At 68.6% G+C, this 17,344-nt stretch carries 18 protein-coding genes; 8 read left to right on the forward strand and 10 right to left on the reverse strand.

The genetic code is table 11. The features are described 5' to 3' along the window. Positions 1-37: 37 nt before the first annotated feature. From A5712_RS23350 to A5712_RS23365, 4 genes are read left to right on the forward strand one after another with little or no spacing between them, the layout of a single operon-like run. Positions 38-1,261, forward strand: a complete 1,224-nt coding sequence (locus tag A5712_RS23350) for a molybdopterin-dependent oxidoreductase (RefSeq protein ID WP_068110462.1) — start codon at positions 38-40, stop codon at positions 1,259-1,261. A gap of 1 nt (position 1,262) precedes the next feature. Further along, positions 1,263-1,778 carry a hypothetical protein gene (locus tag A5712_RS23355; RefSeq protein WP_068110463.1) on the forward strand — a complete coding sequence of 172 codons (516 nt, stop codon included), beginning with the start codon at positions 1,263-1,265 and terminating at the stop codon, positions 1,776-1,778. Positions 1,779-1,805: 27 nt separating this feature from the next. Further along, positions 1,806-3,641, forward strand: a complete 1,836-nt coding sequence (locus A5712_RS23360; protein ID WP_068110467.1) for a hypothetical protein — start codon at positions 1,806-1,808, stop codon at positions 3,639-3,641. 25 nt (positions 3,642-3,666) lie between these two features. After that, entirely contained in the window at positions 3,667-4,083 is a 417-nt protein-coding gene (locus tag A5712_RS23365; protein ID WP_068110470.1) for a hypothetical protein, read from the forward strand. 40 nt (positions 4,084-4,123) lie between these two features. Here A5712_RS23365 and A5712_RS23370 read toward each other — a convergent pair whose 3' ends face one another. Together A5712_RS23370 and A5712_RS23375 are read right to left on the reverse strand one after the other, a co-directional pair. Beyond that, positions 4,124-4,540, reverse strand: coding sequence for a holo-ACP synthase (locus tag A5712_RS23370; protein WP_068110473.1), 417 nt, complete (start codon positions 4,538-4,540; stop codon positions 4,124-4,126). 12 nt (positions 4,541-4,552) lie between these two features. Next, positions 4,553-4,798: an acyl carrier protein gene (locus A5712_RS23375; protein WP_068110477.1), complete on the reverse strand. Its 246-nt coding sequence runs from the start codon at positions 4,796-4,798 to the stop codon at positions 4,553-4,555. A 224-nt stretch (positions 4,799-5,022) separates the two neighbouring features. Between A5712_RS23375 and A5712_RS23380 the strand changes: the two genes are divergently transcribed. Beyond that, on the forward strand, positions 5,023-5,643 hold the full coding sequence (locus tag A5712_RS23380) for an FMN-binding negative transcriptional regulator (protein WP_068110480.1): 621 nt from the start codon (positions 5,023-5,025) through the stop codon (positions 5,641-5,643). A gap of 27 nt (positions 5,644-5,670) precedes the next feature. Continuing rightward, positions 5,671-6,426, forward strand: a complete 756-nt coding sequence (locus A5712_RS23385; RefSeq protein WP_068110483.1) for a GNAT family N-acetyltransferase — start codon at positions 5,671-5,673, stop codon at positions 6,424-6,426. A gap of 16 nt (positions 6,427-6,442) precedes the next feature. Here the strand turns inward: A5712_RS23385 and A5712_RS23390 are convergent, their stop codons facing one another. Further along, complete coding sequence (locus A5712_RS23390) at positions 6,443-7,123, reverse strand: cutinase family protein (RefSeq protein WP_068110486.1); 681 nt, start codon at positions 7,121-7,123, stop codon at positions 6,443-6,445. Between the two features lie 107 nt (positions 7,124-7,230). Here A5712_RS23390 and A5712_RS23395 point away from each other — a divergent pair, with 107 nt between their 5' ends. Then, a complete protein-coding gene (locus A5712_RS23395; protein WP_082973617.1) occupies positions 7,231-8,775 on the forward strand; it encodes an amino acid adenylation domain-containing protein in 1,545 nt (514 codons plus the stop codon). A gap of 77 nt (positions 8,776-8,852) precedes the next feature. After that, entirely contained in the window at positions 8,853-10,241 is a 1,389-nt protein-coding gene (locus A5712_RS23400; RefSeq protein ID WP_068110493.1) for a phenylacetate--CoA ligase family protein, read from the forward strand. Here A5712_RS23400 and A5712_RS23405 read toward each other — a convergent pair whose 3' ends face one another. The 7 genes from A5712_RS23405 to A5712_RS23435 form a co-directional block, all read right to left on the reverse strand. Then, on the reverse strand, positions 10,242-11,519 hold the full coding sequence (locus A5712_RS23405) for an O-acetylhomoserine aminocarboxypropyltransferase/cysteine synthase family protein (RefSeq protein WP_068110496.1): 1,278 nt from the start codon (positions 11,517-11,519) through the stop codon (positions 10,242-10,244). Between the two features lie 19 nt (positions 11,520-11,538). Then, complete coding sequence (locus A5712_RS23410) at positions 11,539-12,486, reverse strand: homoserine O-succinyltransferase (protein WP_068110499.1); 948 nt, start codon at positions 12,484-12,486, stop codon at positions 11,539-11,541. Between the two features lie 5 nt (positions 12,487-12,491). Then, positions 12,492-13,766: an acetyl-CoA carboxylase biotin carboxylase subunit family protein gene (locus tag A5712_RS23415; protein WP_068110502.1), complete on the reverse strand. Its 1,275-nt coding sequence runs from the start codon at positions 13,764-13,766 to the stop codon at positions 12,492-12,494. Positions 13,767-13,771: 5 nt separating this feature from the next. Further along, positions 13,772-15,589 carry an FAD/NAD(P)-binding protein gene (locus tag A5712_RS23420; protein ID WP_068110505.1) on the reverse strand — a complete coding sequence of 606 codons (1,818 nt, stop codon included), beginning with the start codon at positions 15,587-15,589 and terminating at the stop codon, positions 13,772-13,774. Next, positions 15,586-16,719: a low specificity L-threonine aldolase gene (locus tag A5712_RS23425; RefSeq protein WP_082973618.1), complete on the reverse strand. Its 1,134-nt coding sequence runs from the start codon at positions 16,717-16,719 to the stop codon at positions 15,586-15,588. Before A5712_RS23425 ends, A5712_RS23420 begins: the two co-directional genes overlap by 4 nt. Positions 16,720-16,765: 46 nt before the next feature. After that, positions 16,766-17,050 carry a WXG100 family type VII secretion target gene (locus A5712_RS23430; protein WP_067004763.1) on the reverse strand — a complete coding sequence of 95 codons (285 nt, stop codon included), beginning with the start codon at positions 17,048-17,050 and terminating at the stop codon, positions 16,766-16,768. 48 nt (positions 17,051-17,098) lie between these two features. Next, positions 17,099-17,344 (reverse strand): WXG100 family type VII secretion target (locus A5712_RS23435; protein ID WP_068110509.1); only part of this gene is annotated, 246 nt, incomplete at its 5' end.

The raw sequence follows: 17,344 nt of genomic DNA on the forward strand, positions 1-17,344 counted from the left end.
GGCGACGGCCTGCGATCGCCTTCCGGAGGGCTGAGTTGTGAACGGACCCCGCGCCTGGCGCAGCCCCATCCGGGGGCCCTGGCTCACGTCGGTGTTCGGTCTGGTCCTGCTCATCGGAATCCCGGTCGAATTCGTCACGGGGCTGATTTCGTACGCCGCCTACAACCCCCGGTTCAGCACCAACGACCCCAACCCGGCGCGCGGCCTGTTCGGGCTCTACCTGTTCGATTGGCTGACGTCGCCGAGTTGGGTCTACCGGCTCACCGAGGGCATCCACGTGATCTTGGGCCTGGCGCTCGTCCCGGTGGTGCTCGCAAAGCTGTGGTCGGTGATTCCCCGGCTTTTCACCTGGCCGCCGTGGCGCTCGGTGGCCCGGCTCTTAGAGCGGCTGAGCCTGGTCCTGGTGGTGGGCGGCGTGCTGTTCGAGATGACGACGGGAATCCTCAACATCGACTACCTCACGACGATCGATTTCTACAGCGCGCACTTCTTCGGCGCCTGGGCTTTCATCGCCGGCTTCGTCGTCCATGTTTGTGTGAAATTCGGGGAGATGTTGCGCGCGCTGCGCTCGAGGAGTCTGCGTACCGAGCTGCGGACGGGGCTCGACGGTACTCGCCCGGAGGACGTCGACCACGGGCTCGTCCCGCCCGAACCGGCCGCTCCGACGATTTCCCGCCGGGGCGTCCTCGCCCTTGTCGGCGGAACTTCGCTCGTCGTATGCGCGGTGACCGCCGGCGAAAACGTCGGCGGGTTCATGCGCCGATTCGCTCTGGTGGGGACCCACTACCGATCGAGTGGCCCCGCAGGAAACGACTTTCCGGTGAACCACACGGCGGCGGGGCGCCGGATCACCGCCGCGCAGACCGGCCCGGACTGGCGGCTGGTCCTGGTGGGGGCACGCCGGCTTTCGGTCAGCAGGGCACAGCTGACCAGCATGCCGTTGACGACCGCGCACCTGCCGATCGCCTGCACGGAAGGCTGGTCGACGACGCAGGCATGGACCGGCGTCCCCCTTGCCGCCCTGGCGCGACTCGTCGGCATCGAACGACCCGGCCGCGCGCAAATCGAGTCGCTCGACTCTTTGACGGTGACGCTCTCGGCCGCACAGGTCTGCTCTGCCGGCTCGATGGTCGCTTTGCGCGTCAACGGAGCGGACCTCTCCCTCGACCACGGATTCCCGGCCCGGGTCATGGTTCCCGCGGCCCCCGGCACCCACAACGTGAAGTGGATCGCCCGAATCGAGTTCTCGGAGGCGAGCTGAGATGGAGTGGTTCCGCCGCCACTACGGTGCCAGGCCGCTGAATCTGGTGGGGCTGCTCATCTGCTTCGCCGTCGCCGCCTACGCGGCGACCCGGGTCCTGCACGAGGCAGGATGGGCCGCAGTCTTCCTGTGGTTCGTCTTCTGCGTCGTGGCCCACGACCTGATCGGATGGCCGATCTACGCGTGGGCCGACCGCAGGATGCAGCGCGTACAAAGCGGGCAAGCTGCGCGCCGAAGGTTGCTCGTCCCGTGGATCAACTACGTCCGGGCTCCAACCGTCGTCTCGGGTGTTCTCTTCGCGATCGCGTTCCCACTGGTCTTCCGGCTCTCCGACACCTACTACCAGGCGACCACCGGCTTCACCGAAGACGTTTACCTGTTCAACTGGGCCGGAATCAGCGCGCTGGCCTTCGCGATCTCCGCGGTCCTCTACGCCTGCCGCCTCGTGCGGGCCCGTCGGCGCCGCGCCGCCCAGGCCCACCTCGATTCCAGACCGGACGACAGTTTTTCTGGCTAAAATACAAACCTAGAGTATAATTTCGCCATGCCGGGTTCGACCGCCCACCAAACGCTAGCCACCGCTTCCGACGACGTCCGCGCAACCGCGGACCCGGCGGTCAGTCGGCGCGACACGCGTTCGACGACCGAAGTCCCGACATTCTTCGGACCAGCCGATTCGCCCCTGTTCGGCGTGCTCCATCTGCCGGCCGACAAGCAGATCAGGGGCGGTGTACTGATCTGTGGCTCGCTCGGCAAGGACGGGATGGACAGCGTCCGCCTGCACCGGATCCTCGGCGACGGCTTGGCGCACCGCGGGTTCGCCGTGCTGCACTTCGACTACCTGGGCTCGGGAAATTCGTCCTACGCGCAGGCCCGTGACGACGCGGTGGCCCACTGGGTGGCCAGCGTGGGCCACGCGCTCGACTACCTCACGCTGATCGGCGCCGAATCCACGACGGCCGTCGGCATCCGTGCCGGGTGCCTGCTCCTCGACGAATACCTTGCCGGCCAATCGCACCCGCCCAACCGCGTGGTCTACCTCGATCCCGCCGGAACGGGCAGACGTTTCCTCCGGGAACACGCGACGCTGTTCCGGCTGTCGGTGGGCGAGGACGCTGCCACGCCCGGTGAAGTGTCGATCGTCGGCGGGCGGTTGACCGACCACGCCGCCGCACGATTCGCCGCGTTGCAGATCCGCGCCGATCCGGTCAGCGGCCATGGCGTCGAAAACGTGCTTCTCGTGGGACGACCGGACGAGACCGACCGGCGCCTCACCGCCCTCGCGTCGGCACCGGGAGTCGATTCGGTCATCACCGTCGGCTTGCGGGAATGCGCCGGGCCGAGCCCGCGGGACTACATGTTGCCGATCCCGTTCACCGCGGTCGATTCGATCGCGGAGTGGATCGACACGAACAGCCCCACCCGCACCCATCGCGCCGCACCCCGATACCGGACAACGGCGACGGTGCCGGCGGACGGGCCCGATGGGGTCGACGTTGTCGAGCGCATCGAGCGAATCGAGCCGAACGGGCTGTTCGCGATCCGCACGCTGCCCCGGCACCCCGATCCGTCGCCAACGGGCACCGTGTTGTTCTTCGTGACCGGCCACGACTTGCACGTGGGACCCGCCCGGGAATGGGTCGAGTTGTCGCGTCGCGTCGCGGCGACCGGCGCGCAGGCTTTGCGCTGGGACCCGGCGGGACAGGGTTTGTCGGGCGAAATCACCCGGGGCCCTTGGCGCAACATCTACTCCAAGGCCGACGTCTCCGACGCGATAGCGGTGGCCAGGCATGCGCGCCAAGGTGCCGGCGAACTCAAGCTTGTCGGGATCTGCTCCGGCTCGTGGTACGCCGCCCATGCCGCCCGCAGCATCGGTGCGCAATCGGCGATCCTGGTCAACCTGGTGATGTGGAATTGGCGCGTCACCCCCGCCTTGTTCATGCAGTGGATCGGTCGCGAGAAAGCGCGCCACGCCAACGCGGCCGTTGACACGGCCACCGGCCCGTCCGAAGCCAAGACGAAGCGCCTCAGAGGACTGCTCAACCCGGCCCGGGAGCCGGCGAAACGACTTATGCACCAACACCTCCCGCGACACGTCTTGCGGTTTTTGAGCTGGATTGGACTGGTGTGGCTGCCGGAGCCGGTCCTGACGACACTTGCCCGCCGCGGAACCGACGTGACGCTGATCGCCTCGCCCGAGGACGCGGAGGCGTTCGCCGCCAAAGGCGGTCGGGCAGCCCTCGAGCGGCTGCACCGGACGTCGCGACGGACCCGCCTGATCGCCGCACCCACCGGCGATCATGTCGCCCATCACCCGGCGATCTTGACCGCGATCCGCGGCGCGGTGTTGCCGGCCGAGGCCGCTTGCCCGACTTGCTGATCAACTCGAATGGGAGAACGAAACCATGGCCACCGCACCGGTTCTCGCCGCAGCCGCTGTGTTCGCCGGCATCGCCCTCGGACCCGCTGCTCCCGCGTCGGCCGCTCCGGTGATGAACGGGCACTACGTCGTGACCGTCTCCAACACCATCACCGGCCAAACCACCACCGACGATTGGTACTTCACCCCCTGCGGTGACGGCTGCGCTTCGGTTCAACCGTGGGGGCGGGCCCAGTTGGCCAACGGACAATGGACGCTGGACACTACGAATAATGCGTTGTGCCGCAACGACATTACCGTTTACCGGGCCGAAGACGCCCACTACGTGTGGGATCCGAGCACCCTCGCGGGCACGGTTCAACTTACCGGCAAGAGCACGGCCTGCGGCCGCCCGCTGGGGTACAGGCTGACCAGCAGCGTCAAATTCACGCAGGTCCCGTAACGCATTGCCCCCCGCGGGGGCCCGCGCCTGCCCGAAGTTCCTAGCCGGCCTCGGCCGGCCCGCAAACCACGACAACGACGGCCATCGCGTGGCAATCGGCGTGCGCGAGGGACAAAGACGAGCTGAGCCAGCCTTGCCGTTGCGCCCGCTCGGCGAGCGTTCCGCTCAGGCGCAGTAGCGGAAGCGGACCGTCATGAGTCACCTCGATCTCGCGCAGCGGAAACGGCATCTCGGGTTCCCCGAATGCCTTGATCACCGCTTCCTTTGCCGCGAACCGGGCCGCCAGTCCGGGCACCCGGTCGCGGCCCCGGCAGTCGTCGATCTCGCTCGCCGTAAAAACCTTGTGCAGGTACCGATCCCCGAACGCCGCCAGCGAGTCCCGGACATCCGCAATGGCCACGACGTCGCATCCGGTGCGCACGCGGCGCCCGTCAAACTCGCCCGGCACATCGATCATGCACTCAGCACGTCACGAAGACGAGTTGACCAGGCCGTCGACGACCCGCTCGATGCTGCTTATGGAGGCGAAGGTGGACTTCTTGAGCACTTCGTCGGGGAACTCGACGCCGAACGCGTCCTCGAGCGCGAGCATGACATTGACCGACGCGTGCGACGTCAGGCCCAGCTCGTACAGGTCGGCCTGATCGTCCACCTCACGCGGATCGACCGCCATCCGACCATGAGCAGCTAAGACGTCACGGATTCGGTCCTGCATCGCGCTGGCCCTCCCAATTTCTGCCGTAATGCAACCTATTTGCCAGTGTCGTACTGTACCGCCGCAAACGTGACCGCGTTATCCGAAAAGTTCCCGCACACCGCATCAGAAATCCGATCGGCCGCAGGCAAACTGAGTGTGAATACGTCGGTCGCCTCGCTGCGGTATTTGCGCCCGCGCAGCGGCGGTAGTGGCCGTCAAGCGCGGCCGACATACTTGACGACATGTACATCCCGGCCCATTTCGCCGCCGACGAGCAGGCCGTCGACGACCTGCTCACGCACCACGGTGCAGCGGACCTGATCACCGCAACAGCCGAGGGCGTCGTAGCCACCATGCTGCCGTTCGTGTATGACCGGGGCGCGGGGACGCTTCGGGGCCATCTCGCCCGCAACAACGACCAGTGGCGGCGCCCGGCGGTCGGCGAGGCCCTGGTCATCGTGCGGGGACCCGATGCGTACGTCTCCCCGGCCTGGTACGCGAGCAAGGCGGAGCACGGGCGTGTGGTGCCCACGTGGAACTACGTCACCGCGCACGTCTACGGGCGACTCACCGTCCACGACGACCCCGCCTGGGTCGAACAAAATGTGCGTGAACTGACCGGGCGCCACGAGGCCGGGCGACCGCAATCATGGTCGGTCGACGACGCGCCGCGAGAGTTCATCGAGGCTCAATTGCGCGCCATCGTGGGAGTGGAATTGTCGATCACCCGGATCGAGGCCAAATTCAAGCTCAGCCAAAATCGATCGGCCGCCGACATCGACGGCGTGGTCTCGGGTCTGATCACGGACGGGCGCGAAGACGTTGCTCTGGCCGTAGAGCGCGCACGCTTGCCGAGCAATTAACGGCGTGTGCCGTTAGCATCGACGGCCATGGCGCGGACTGCGATCGAATTGAGGCGGCACCTCGGCGCCGCCGCCCGTCTGTGGTCCGCGCCGGCCCATCACACCGTGGAAGCAGAATGGTGGACCGCGTTCAGCGGCGAGATCAGCGTCGACTACAACGTGGCCTGCTGCCAGTCGTCCGACAACGACGTGCTGGTCGACCACTGCCTCCAGCCGCTGCTCGACCTCAAGAAGCCCGGCATCGTCATGCTGGCCGGACCCGGCCTGGCCACCGCCCAGAAGCTGATCGACGCCGGCTGGGCCGTGGTGGAGGCCCTTCCCCTGATGCTGCTCGAGGGTGCCGACGCGCCCGACGTCGACGGGGCCGGGGTGCGTGCCCTGACCGAGGAGGAGCTACCCGAGGCCCGGGCCCTGCTGGCCGATACCTACAGCATGTCCGACGCCGCCGCCGCGGTGGCCATCCCCGTCCAGGCCGCGCACGACCCGGACCTCGGGGCGTGGGGCATTTTTGACGGCGACCGCATGGTGTCCATGTTCACCGGGGCCACCGAGGACGGCCTGCTGGTGGTTTGGTCCATGGCCACCCGGCCACGCGACCAGGGGAAGGGCTACGGACGGCGGCTGCTGGCCGCCGTGCTGCGGTCCCAGTTCGAAGCGGGGATCAAGGGGTCGCTGCTGCAGTCGTCGCCGCCGGGCGAGCGCCTGTACCGCGGGCTTGGCTACCAGGTCGTCGAGTACTGGCAGCTGTGGTCGCGGCCCCGCTGGATGATGGGCCGCGCCTGAACGGCCCGCCGGTGGGCTAGATCCGCCCCGCGACGAAGTTCGCAGCCTGATTGACCATCCCGGACTGCACATAGCCGACGTGCGCCGACGAATCCGTGCCGTCGGAGCAGATCGGATCTCCTGGGTTGCACAGGTCGATGGTCTTCGCCCCATACAGCGGGCTGATCGCGGTCAGCGGCGCCCGCAGCGACTTATCCCACGGGTTTCCGAAGACGGCGACCGCGGCAACATGGCGGGCCACATCGGGCGGCATCGGCGCGGGAACGTAGCCCGCGGGCGGCGCACCCGCCGCGGTGATGAGGTCTATCACGGCCGCGCCCAGGGAGTATCCACCGAGCACCATCCTGGTGTCCGAACAGTTCGCCGCCGTGGACTGGACGTAGGCGCTCGCATCTTTGGCGCCCGCGGACGCGGAGCTGGCCAATTCGCTGCTCCTGCTGGTCGCCGGGTAGTCGACCGCGTACACCGCGACGGATTTCCCCACCAGCTGCGGACGCAGCGTATCGACGAACGTCTGCCCGATCACGCCCAGCCCGGGTGGATCGTCGCTGCCGCGAGCAAACACCACCTCGACGTCGGGACACGGCGCCGCGGCGGCGATCGAAGGCATGGTGATCACGGCATTCGGCACCGCGCAGGTGGTCAGAAGCGCGGCGCCGAGGAAACGAGCGATCGTGCGGACGCTCACGTCGTTCATATTGACACATTGCGGCAATCCGCGGCCGCGGAAGCCGAGCGCGGCTGGACGACAGGAGTTTTCGCGTCATGCTTCGTGACCTGCGCGGGTGAGCGAGAATAGCGAGCGTGCAGCAGCCGCGAGAAGGCGTGACAGGACGCGACGTGCTCGGTGCGGTGCTGGACCACGCCGAACGGGCCCCGGACGTGCCCGCCGTCAAGGACTTGGACCGCGCGTTGACCCGGGGCGAATTGCGCGCCGCGGCCGGGGCGGTCGCCGCCGGCCTGCTTCGGAAAGGCGTCGAGCCCGGGGATCGGGTCGCCCTGTTGATCGGTAACTCGGCGGACTTCGTGGTGGCGGCGCTGGGCTGCCTGTGGGCCGGGGTCACCTTCGTTCCGCTGGCTATCACCGACCCGGACATCCGCCGCGAGCAGATCGTCACCGACTGCCGGCCCGCGCAGGTGATCACCGCGGGCCCCGACCAAACGGCGCCCCCGGGGGGACTGCCGGCCGGCACGGCGTGGACCTCCCTTGCGGAGCTGAGCGCCGCGGACGGGCACCCACCAGAACCGGTGACCGGCCCCGTTTCCTACATCATCTATACGTCGGGGACGACCGGCATCCCCAAGGGAGTCCAGATCCCCCCGGGGGCCTTCTACACCGCGGTCCAGGCGTGCGCCGACGCCGTGGGGCTCAGCGCGGACGACCGGTGCCTGTGCGTTTCACCCGTGCACTTCGACGGGTCGTTCTCCGCGATGTTTCCCCCGCTCGTGCGGGGCGTCCCGCTCGTCATTCCGGACCGCGAGGCCCTGCTGTTCCCCCGCAGGTTCTTTTCGATCGTCGCCGACGAGGGCATCACGGCGACCAGCTTCTCCCCCAGCTACCTCCGCTTGCTCCGGGCAAGCGGCCGGCTCGATCGGTTGGCCGACACCGCGCTCCGGGTGATCGCCCTGGGCGGCGAGGCGCCGTCCAGCGCCGACATCAGGGCGGTATGGGCCGCCAGTCCGGGACTGCGGGTGGTGAACCGGTACGGCCCGACCGAGACGACGATCGCCGTCGCGCATCTCGAACTGACGCCCGAGTTGCTCGACGCGGGACCGGTACCGATCGGTCATCCGCACAGCGGGAGCTCGTTTCACCTTGTTGACGAGCACGGCGGCCTGATCGATCGCACCGGAGCGGTCGGCGAGCTGTACATCGGCGGGCTGCAGCTCATGGCCGGATATTTGAACGACCCGGCGCTGAGCGCGGCCGTGCTGCGGACGGACGTCATCGAGGGAACCACCGTCTACCGCACCGGGGACCTCGCCTTCCGCGACGACCGGGGCAACTACATATATATGGGGCGTTCCGACCGCGTCATCAAGCGACATGGGGTGCGGTTGTCCCTGGTCGAGGTGACCGACGCGCTCGGTGGCCTGAACGGCGTGGCATCGGCGGCGTGCACGACCTTCGACCTGCAGGGGGACCTGGGAGTCGTCGCGTTCGTGGTGCCGGACGGCGAACTCACCCCGGTCGCCGTCCGCTCGGCCGCCAGCGAACGGCTCCCCGAAACGATGCTGCCCGATCAATTCGTCCTGGTCGCCGAGCTGCCCCTGACGTCGTCCAGCAAGGTGGACGAGCGACGGCTGCTGAAGGAGGCCGGCCTGTCCCCGCCGAACACCGGGGCCTGAGCCGTCGTCGCAAATCGTTTACATGGAAATGGCCTGACTACGGCATTAGAACCCGGTGCCTGGGCTACGATCGCCGCGTGGAGGCGAGGGCAACTGGCACGGCCTCGGGGGAAACGTACGAACAGCTGGTCCGCCGCCAGCGTGCCCAATTGCAAGATACGTACCTGCAGGGGGTTCGCCGGCTGCGCTGGGACGCCGGGCGGCTCGCCGCAGAGCGCGAACGGCGGCTTCGAGAGCTGCTCGTGCACGCCGCCGAACATTCGCCGTTCTGGCGGGAACGACTGGCGGGGCACGATCTGGCGAATTTCACCGAGGCCGACCTCCCCTCGCTGCCGATCCTGACCAAGGCCGAGATGATGGAGGAGTTCGACCGGCTGGTCACCGTCCCCGGGTTGACACGTGCCCGGGTCCAACAGCACCTCGATGAGTTGAGCGGGGACGGCTACCTCGACGGCCAGTACCGGGCGATCATCACGTCGGGGTATGTCCAAGCCCCGTCACTCCACGTCTACGGCTGGGACGCGTTCGTCACCTTCGTGATGCAAGGCTCACGCTGGACAGGGCGACGCGGCGAGGACCCGGACGCGGTGCTGGCGCAGTGCTTCAGTTGCAGCCCCAAGCACGAATCCGGGATCTTCTACGCCTTCAGCACCTTTGAGAGCGGCGGACCCACCTCGCACTGCTGCGATGCCACGCTCCCCCTGGATCGGATCGTCGACCGCCTCAACAACGCCCGTCCCGCGGTGCAGGCGCTGCAAGGGTGGCCGAGCCTCATCCGCGAGCTGGCCCTGGAGGCGATGAAAGGGCGGCTCACCATCGAACCGACCTGGGTGAGCGTCGCCGGCGAGCTCTGCACGCCGCCGGTGCGAGAGGCGGTTCGGGCCGCGTGGGGGATCGAGGCCTCGGAGTTCTGGGGCTGCTCGGAGGGGACCTACGCCTTTCCGTGCGGCGTCGGAGAGGGCATGCACGTCGCGGACGATCTGGTCATTCTCGAACCGGCGGATGCCGACGGCAACGTCGTGCCATTCGGGCAACCCGCGGATCGGATGCTGCTGACCAACCTGTTCAACCTGGACCAACCGCTGATCCGCTACGACATGGTCGACGCCGTGACGATGTCCGACGAACCCTGTCCGTGCGGTTGCGCCCACCGCCGCATCCTGTCGGTCAACGGCCGGATCAACGGAGCCTTCGAATACGAGGGCGGTGCTCGGGTGCCGCGCGCCGCCGTCGAGCAAGCCGTCGTGGCCACCCCCGGTGTCGCGAACTTCTCCGTCGGCAAGGCGCAGCACGGTCTCGACGTGTCGGTGGTGACCGACGGTTCCTCCGACCTGCAGCGCCTGCAGACCGACCTGGTCGACGTGCTCCGCCGGCACGGCGGGCCGACCTCGGACGTCCGGGTGCGCGAGGTGGAATTCATCGAGCGGCTGTCGAGGGGAAAGTGCCGGCAGTTCGACCCCAGCTGATCAGCCGGCCATAGCCTTGTCCAGCGCCTGATCGATGTCGGCGATGATGTCGTCGATGTGCTCGATCCCGATGGACAGGCGGATCGTCTCCGGCCGGATGCCGGCCTTCGCCAGTTCCGCGTCGGACAACTGGCGGTGCGTGGTCGAGGCCGGATGGATGGCCAGGGTCTTGGCGTCGCCCAGGTTGAGCAGCCGCTTGACGAGCTGGAGGGCATCGAAGAAGGCCAGTCCCGCCTCGTAGCCGCCCTCGGCCCCGAAGGTGACGATGGACGGCACGCGCCCGTGCAGGTAGCGCCCGACGAGATGGTGGTAGGGATGGTCGGGGAAGCCGGCGAAGCTCACCCAGGCCACCCGGTCGTCGGCGGCCAGGTAGTCGGCCACCGCCCGTGCGTTGGCTTCGTGGCGGTCGAGCCGCACGGCCATCGTCTCGAGGCCCTGCAGAAGCATGAACGCGTTGAAGGGCGACAGGGTGGCGCCGCTGTTGCGCAGCTGGATGGAGCGGGCCCGCACGGCGAACGGCCGGTCGGGGAAGTCGCGGGCGAAGACGACGCCGTGAAAGGCGGGCTCGGGCCGGTTGAACAGGGGGAAGCGGTGGGGATGGTCGGCCCACGGGAACCGGCCGCCGTCCACGATGGCCCCGCCGAGGGTGGTGCCGTGGCCGCCCACGAACTTGGTCAGCGAGTGGACGACCACATCGGCCCCGTGCTCGATGGGCTTGAGCATGAGCGGCGTGGCCACCGTGTTGTCCACGATGAACGGCACGCCCGCCGCGTGCGCCACGGCGGCGACGGCCTCGAGGTCGACGATGTTGCCCGCCGGGTTGCCGATGGTCTCGCAGAAGACGGCGCGGGTGTCGTCGTCGATGAGGCGGGCGATCGACTCTGCCCGGTCGTTGGCGGCGAAGCGGGCCTTGATGCCCAGGGTGGGCAGCACGTGGGCGAAGTAGGTGAAGGTGGCCCCGTAGAGCTGGGGGGCGACGACGATGTTCGTGCCGGCAGTGGCCACCGTCAGGATGGCGTAGCTGACGGCGGCCATGCCTGAGGCCACCACCAGGGCCGCCGTCCCCCCTTCCAGGGCGCAGATGCGCTGCTCGAGGACGTCGAGTGTCGGGTTGTTGAGCCGGTTGTAGTGGAAGCCCGGCGTCTCGAGGTCGAGCACGGCACCGGCGTGGGCGGCGCTGATGAAGTCGTGGGCCACCGTTTGGTAGATGGGGACGGCTACGGCCCGCGTCCCGTCGGGGGTGTAGCCGCCGTGGATCGCGATGGTTTCGTCGTGCATCCTCTCCCCGCTCCTCTTCTCAGATCGTCGCCAACAGGTTGGCGTACATACACAGGGCCGCGCCCCGCCACCGCCATGGGGCGCGGGCGCCGATCTCGTCGAAGGGGAAAGCAGCCACCAGGGCCGGGTCCCGTTCGCCACCTATCACCCGCTCGTGCAGCCGGCGAAGACCATCCCAGTCCGGGCCGGTTACGCAATCCCTTGGGAGGCAGGGCAATTCGTCGTGCTCGCGGGCGGCGTAGCGCCGCACGTCCCGACCGTACTCGCGCACCAGGCTCGACGGGTCGTACTCGGGATGCGCCTGAAACAGCACCACCTGGGAAATTCCCACCGTCTTGCTGACCACGCTCCAGCCCACCTCGGCCGACTGCAATGCCACCGCGTAGCCGGCGGCCGCCACCGTCTCGGTGGGCACGGCGTTGAGCCGGGAATGGGGCAGGACGAGGGGACCGTCCAAGCCGGCTGCCAGGGGGTGGGACCGGTCGGCCTCCTGGGCGAAGACGCCCGTGCACTTGACCGGGAGGGTGGTCCGTTCGATGCCGTCGAAGACCGCGAGGGCGGCATGGGCCGACAGGCAGGACAGCACCATGGCGGGCACGTTCTCGCTCCCCCACTTCAGCAGGCCGTGCAGATCGGACCAGTACGGCTCGTCCTCGATGCGGGACTCGATCGGGTTGGAGCCGGTCACGATCAGCAGGTCGGGGGGGTTCGAAATGATGTCCTCGAGCGGTCGGTATTCGGCGGCGATGCGGGCGCGGATCCGCTCCCCCCGCGGCACCCCGACCATGGTGTGACGGGTGACGGCGACCGTGTCAGACCCGGACCCGGCGCCCAGCAGCCCCATGAATTGTCGCTCGGTGGCGCCGAACGCGGCATCCGGCATGTTGTTGACCAGCGCGCACGTCCACCGCGCCGGTCCCTCGATCCGGTCGGTCGGATCGAGTGCCTCTGCCAGTTGAACGCCCATCGCCGTCAATGCCTGACATCGGTGTAGGTGACGGTGACCTCCTGGTGGAGGAGCCGGTAGGCCGCCTGCAACTGGTCCTCGTCGCCGGCCGAGCCGACCACCGCGACGATGTGGTTGCCGGAGCCGTCCCGCCAGTCGAGGGAGGCACCCGGGCGCTGGTGGACGCTCACCGTGTCCACGCCGGCTTGGTCGCTGAAGTCGTTGATGCCCTCGATGGACGTCACGGTGGCCGAGACGGTCGGCGGCTGGAGGAAGAAGCGGTAGCCGATGCGCTCGGTGGCCACCGGGCCCTCGATCCAGACCGGCTCGCCCAGGGCCACCCGCAGGGTGAGGTCGAGCAGGCTGATGCCGGCGGCGCGCTTGAGCATCTCGGGCACACCGCCGCCCAGCCGCCCGTTGACCTCGATGATGCGGGGGCCGTCGGGGGTGAACTTGACCTCGGTGTGCAGGCACCCGGTGCGTACCCCAAGCGCGTCGATGGCGCGGGTGGCCAGGTCCAGCACGGCCGAACGACTCCCCGCGTCGAGCGCGGCGGGGATGAAGAACCCCGTCTCGCGGAAGTTCTCGGCCGGCGGGAAGCGTCCGGTCAGGGCCAGGTGGCTGACGACGCCGTCAGCCACCACGCTCTCGACCGAGACGTAGCCGGCGTAGGGGCCGCCGGCCCGGGCCGGATCGTCGGCCAGATAGCCCTCGAGCACCATGTCGCGGCGGCCCGGGCCGAGCGCATTCAGCAGCTTCTCGAGTTCGGCGCCGTCGCGGGCCAGGAAGGTGCAGCGGCTGCCCTGAGCCGAGCGGGGCTTGAGGACGGCGGGCCACCCCACCAGGTCCTCGACGGCCCGCAGCTCGCGCTCGGACTGATCGGGGCGGATGAGGTGGCACGGGGGGATCTCGACGCCGGCGTCGGCCAGGGCCCGGCGCTGGCGGGCCTTGTCGGTGAGGGCGGCGGCGGTGGCCGGGCTGTGGAAGGGGAGGCCGAGGCCCTCGGCCACATGGGCCAGTTCGACCATGCCGGCGTCGAGGTAGGTGGTCATGCCGTCGGGCTCCCAGTCGCCCAGCACCTTGACCGCCTGCTCCGCGCTCATGCCCTCCAGGTCGACGACCGGGCCAAATCGGTTGAGGAGATCGACCATCTCGCCCATCCCCGGCACTGCCGTGTCGATCAGCCACAGCAGGTCGCACAGGCCGGCGGCCGCCTCGGCCAGCTGCATCACGGGGACGCACCGCGGCCCGTAGCCGACCGCCACCAGCGGCCGCGGTCGTCCGGTCGGGAAATCCGTCATGTTGCTCAGCCGATCACGGCCTCGACGCAGTCCTGCGCGTCGTACACGGCCCGGAGGCGGCTGCGGGGTGAGGGCAGGTAGTGGGTGAAGTAGCGCACGCCCTCGGTGAGCACGCCCAGCAAGGAGATGTTCGGCTGGAGCCGGCCCTCCGTGTCGTAGGGGTGGAAGTCCTCGTTGATGGCCACGCTGCCCACTGGCGTGTCACCGTAGGTGAGCTGGGTCAGCCTGCCCTTGGCGTACAGGCGGTTCAGCAGGGGCGAGCCCGACCGGGCCAGCGAGGGCATGTCGAGGTAGCCCCGAACCACCCCGTCGGCCGTCAGGGCCGCCGGCTCGTCGAGGGCCGTGGAGCTCAGTCGGACGCCGTCGCCGCACGCGGCCAGCTCCGGGCTGGGCCCGAGCGGGATCCGCACCACTCCGGCGTCGAGCAGCGCCAGCAACTGCTGCGACCGCATGGGTGGCACGCCCGCCTCCAGCCGGTTGATCCGGCCCCGGACGTTGGACTGAAATTCGACGTAGGAGTCGAGCGAGAGGCCGCCGAACTCGATGACCGAACGCAGCTTGTCGCGGAGGATGCGCAGCACCTCCTGGGCCGCCTTGACGGGACTCCCCCCGGGTAGCAGGGCCTCGGTGAGGTCGTCGTCGATCATGTCGTAGACCTGGCTCTGGTAGTCGCCGGCCGAGGTGTAGTGGCGGTCCGACCCGGCGAAGAGGTGAGTGGCCGGATCGAAGCGGCCGTAGCGCGGCTCGAGACCGTCGACGACCTTTTCGTAGTGTCCGTCGAGCCAGCCCTGCCGGAGGACGGAGCGGACCTCCGTGGACTCGACGTCGCCCCCGGCCCGCGCGGCGGCCTGGATGTAGTAGCGCGCCTGCATCTCGGCGAAGATCAGCGGGAGAAGCTCGGCCCGGAAGTCCACGTGCCGCCGCACCGGCGATCCGCCCGGATTGGTCAGCGCCGTGAACTCCTCGGTGGTGCACACCACCGGCTGGTACTGGCCGTAGGGGTCGACGCCCGTGGCCGACTTGGCGCAGTACGGCGCGCCCGAGCGCGAGTAAAGCGTGATGGTCGGCTCGCTGCCCGAGGGCACATACCGCATGCGGTCACCCCGGTCGCACCGGTCCACGAAGGTCCCGCCTCGTCCGACCGTGAGGGCGGTCAGGACATCGAAGCAGACCAGGCCCATGCCCGCCACGGCTATCGAGGATCCCGCCGGAGCGCTGCGATCGAGGCACTCGACCGGGTAGGGCTGCAGGTAGCGCACGCCCCCGTCGGCCCCGCGCTCGTGGTTCCAGGTGTGCCCCGACGTCAGCACCACGTGGTCGACGGTGAGGGTGGTGCCGTTGTCGAGCAGCACCTCCTCGCGCCCGTGGAGGGCCGGCGAGATGTCGACGGCCGCCGCGTAGTGCCGGACGATCTCGAGGTTGGGCGGGGCGTAGGACACCAGCGTGTCGTAGAACCAGACCAGGTACTCGCCCATCAACCGCCGGGGCAAATAGTCGGTGGGCAGGATGGGGTCACCCCCGGCGCCGATGCGGCATTCGTAACCCATCCAGCGGTAACCGCGGACCACGGCCCACGGATGCAGTCCCACCGCGTAGGGGGGCAGCGGGTCCCCGTCGGGGGCGACGTAGAGGGAGAGCTGACCGCAGGCGTTGTTGAGCACCAGGAAGTCGGGCTGCTCGGCGGAGTAAACGCCGCCTCCGAGTTGAGCGGGCTCAATCACGTGCACCCGCACCGGCGTGTTTACCCGCCGGGCCCGGCTCACCGTGCGCTCGAGGACGCAAAGACCCCATGCGCCGAGCCCGACGATGGCCATCTCGATCATCGGACACTTCCCATACACGCCACCTCAGCTCGGCGGCCGCTGGCTGATCTCTGCGTTCGAGACCGGTTCGGCCGGTTTTCCTGGATTGCGGCCGCGGTGAGTCGGCGGACCGCGTCGACGAGTTCGTCGACCACTTGGGTCGTGGTGGCGAAGGAGGTGACGAAACGGACGACACCTGGTTCCCACCGGCCGTGATAGAAGTCGTAGCCCTGCTCGAGCAGTCCGTCGATGACCTGCTGGGGCAGGTGGCAGAAGAGGATGTTCGCCTCCGGCGTGCCCGCAACGCGAGCGCCGGCAATGGAATTCAAACCCGCGTAGAGCCGCTCGGTCATGGCATTGGCGTGCAAGGCATTTCGCAGCCACAGGTCGTCGGCCAGGTAGGCGTCGAGTTGGGCTGCGGCGAAACGCATCTTGGCCGCGAGTTGTCCGGCGCGCTTGGCCCGGAAACTCAGCTCGGTGGTCAGGGAGCGGTCGAACACGACGATCGCATCGGCGGTGATGCTCCCGTTCTTGATGGCGCCGAAGGACAACACGTCCACGCCGGCGCGCCAGGTCAGTTCGGCGGGGCTGCAGCCCAACGCGGCGACGGCGTTGGCCAGGCGGGCCCCATCCAGGTGGACGCGCAGGCCCGCACGCTTCGCGATGGCGGCCAGGCGTCCGATCTCGGCCGGGGTGTATACCGCGCCGGTCTCGGTTGACTGGGTGAGGCTCAGCACGGCGGGCTGCACACTGTGCATGTCCCCGACCTTGCGGTGCACCGCGGCCTGCAGCTCGTCGGGGTCGATCTTGGCGTTATCCCCGCCCAGGGCAATGAGTTTGGCGCCCCCTGTGAAGAATTCCGGGGCGCCGCACTCGTCGTTGTTGATGTGGCTGTCGCGGTGGCACAGCACGCCGCCCCATGGTGGGGTCAGCGCGGCCAGGCTCAACGCGTTCGCCGCCGAGCCGGTGGAAACGGGGAGCAGATCGACGTCGCGGTCGAAGACCTCGCCGAAGCGGCGCCGGGCGCTGGACGTCCAGCTGTCGGTGCCATAGGGCGGTGCCTGCCCGGCTGCCGCCGCAGCGATGGCCGCGATGATCTCGGGTGCACCCCCCGCGGTGTTATCGCTGACGAGGGAGCGGTATGGCCTCATGGCGATCACGGTCCCGTGTCGTCCGCGCGTAACCGGAGCTTCGGTGTCAGGCCCAGCTGGACCCGACGGCGCTGTCCGTGCTGGACATGTTGCTGCCCGCCGTCTGCACCTTCTGGCCGTGAGCGTTGGCCTGCTCGTAAATCACCTGGAAGTTACGACCCAACTGGGTGATGAACTCCTGGCAAGCCACCGAACCGGCGCCACCCCAAAAGTCACCAGCAGCCAGCACATCGCGAACGATGGCCTGGTGCTCGGCCTCCAACGACGCGGCCTGGGCGCGAATCGTCGCACCATGGGCATCCACATCGCCAAACTGGTAATTGATGGTCATGTTCATGTCTCCTTGGTTTAAAAGTATTGGGGCAGAGGGCTATTCGGGCTAGCTGCCGAGGATCTGCTGGGAAGCCTGCTCTTGCTGCTCGTAGTTGTTCGCGTCGCGGATCAGCCCGTCGCGCACACCGTGCAGCATGTTCACGATGTTGCGGAAGGCCTGATTCATCTGACCCATGGTGTCGTAGGAGGTCGCCTGCGCCTGGCCACTCCAGCCGGCACCGGCGATGTTCATCGACGACGCCCACATCTTGCGAGCCTCGTCCTCAACGGTCTGCGCGTGGACCTCAAAGCG

This window comes from Mycobacterium sp. E2327 (assembly GCF_001672675.1).
Lineage (GTDB): Bacteria > Actinomycetota > Actinomycetes > Mycobacteriales > Mycobacteriaceae > Mycobacterium.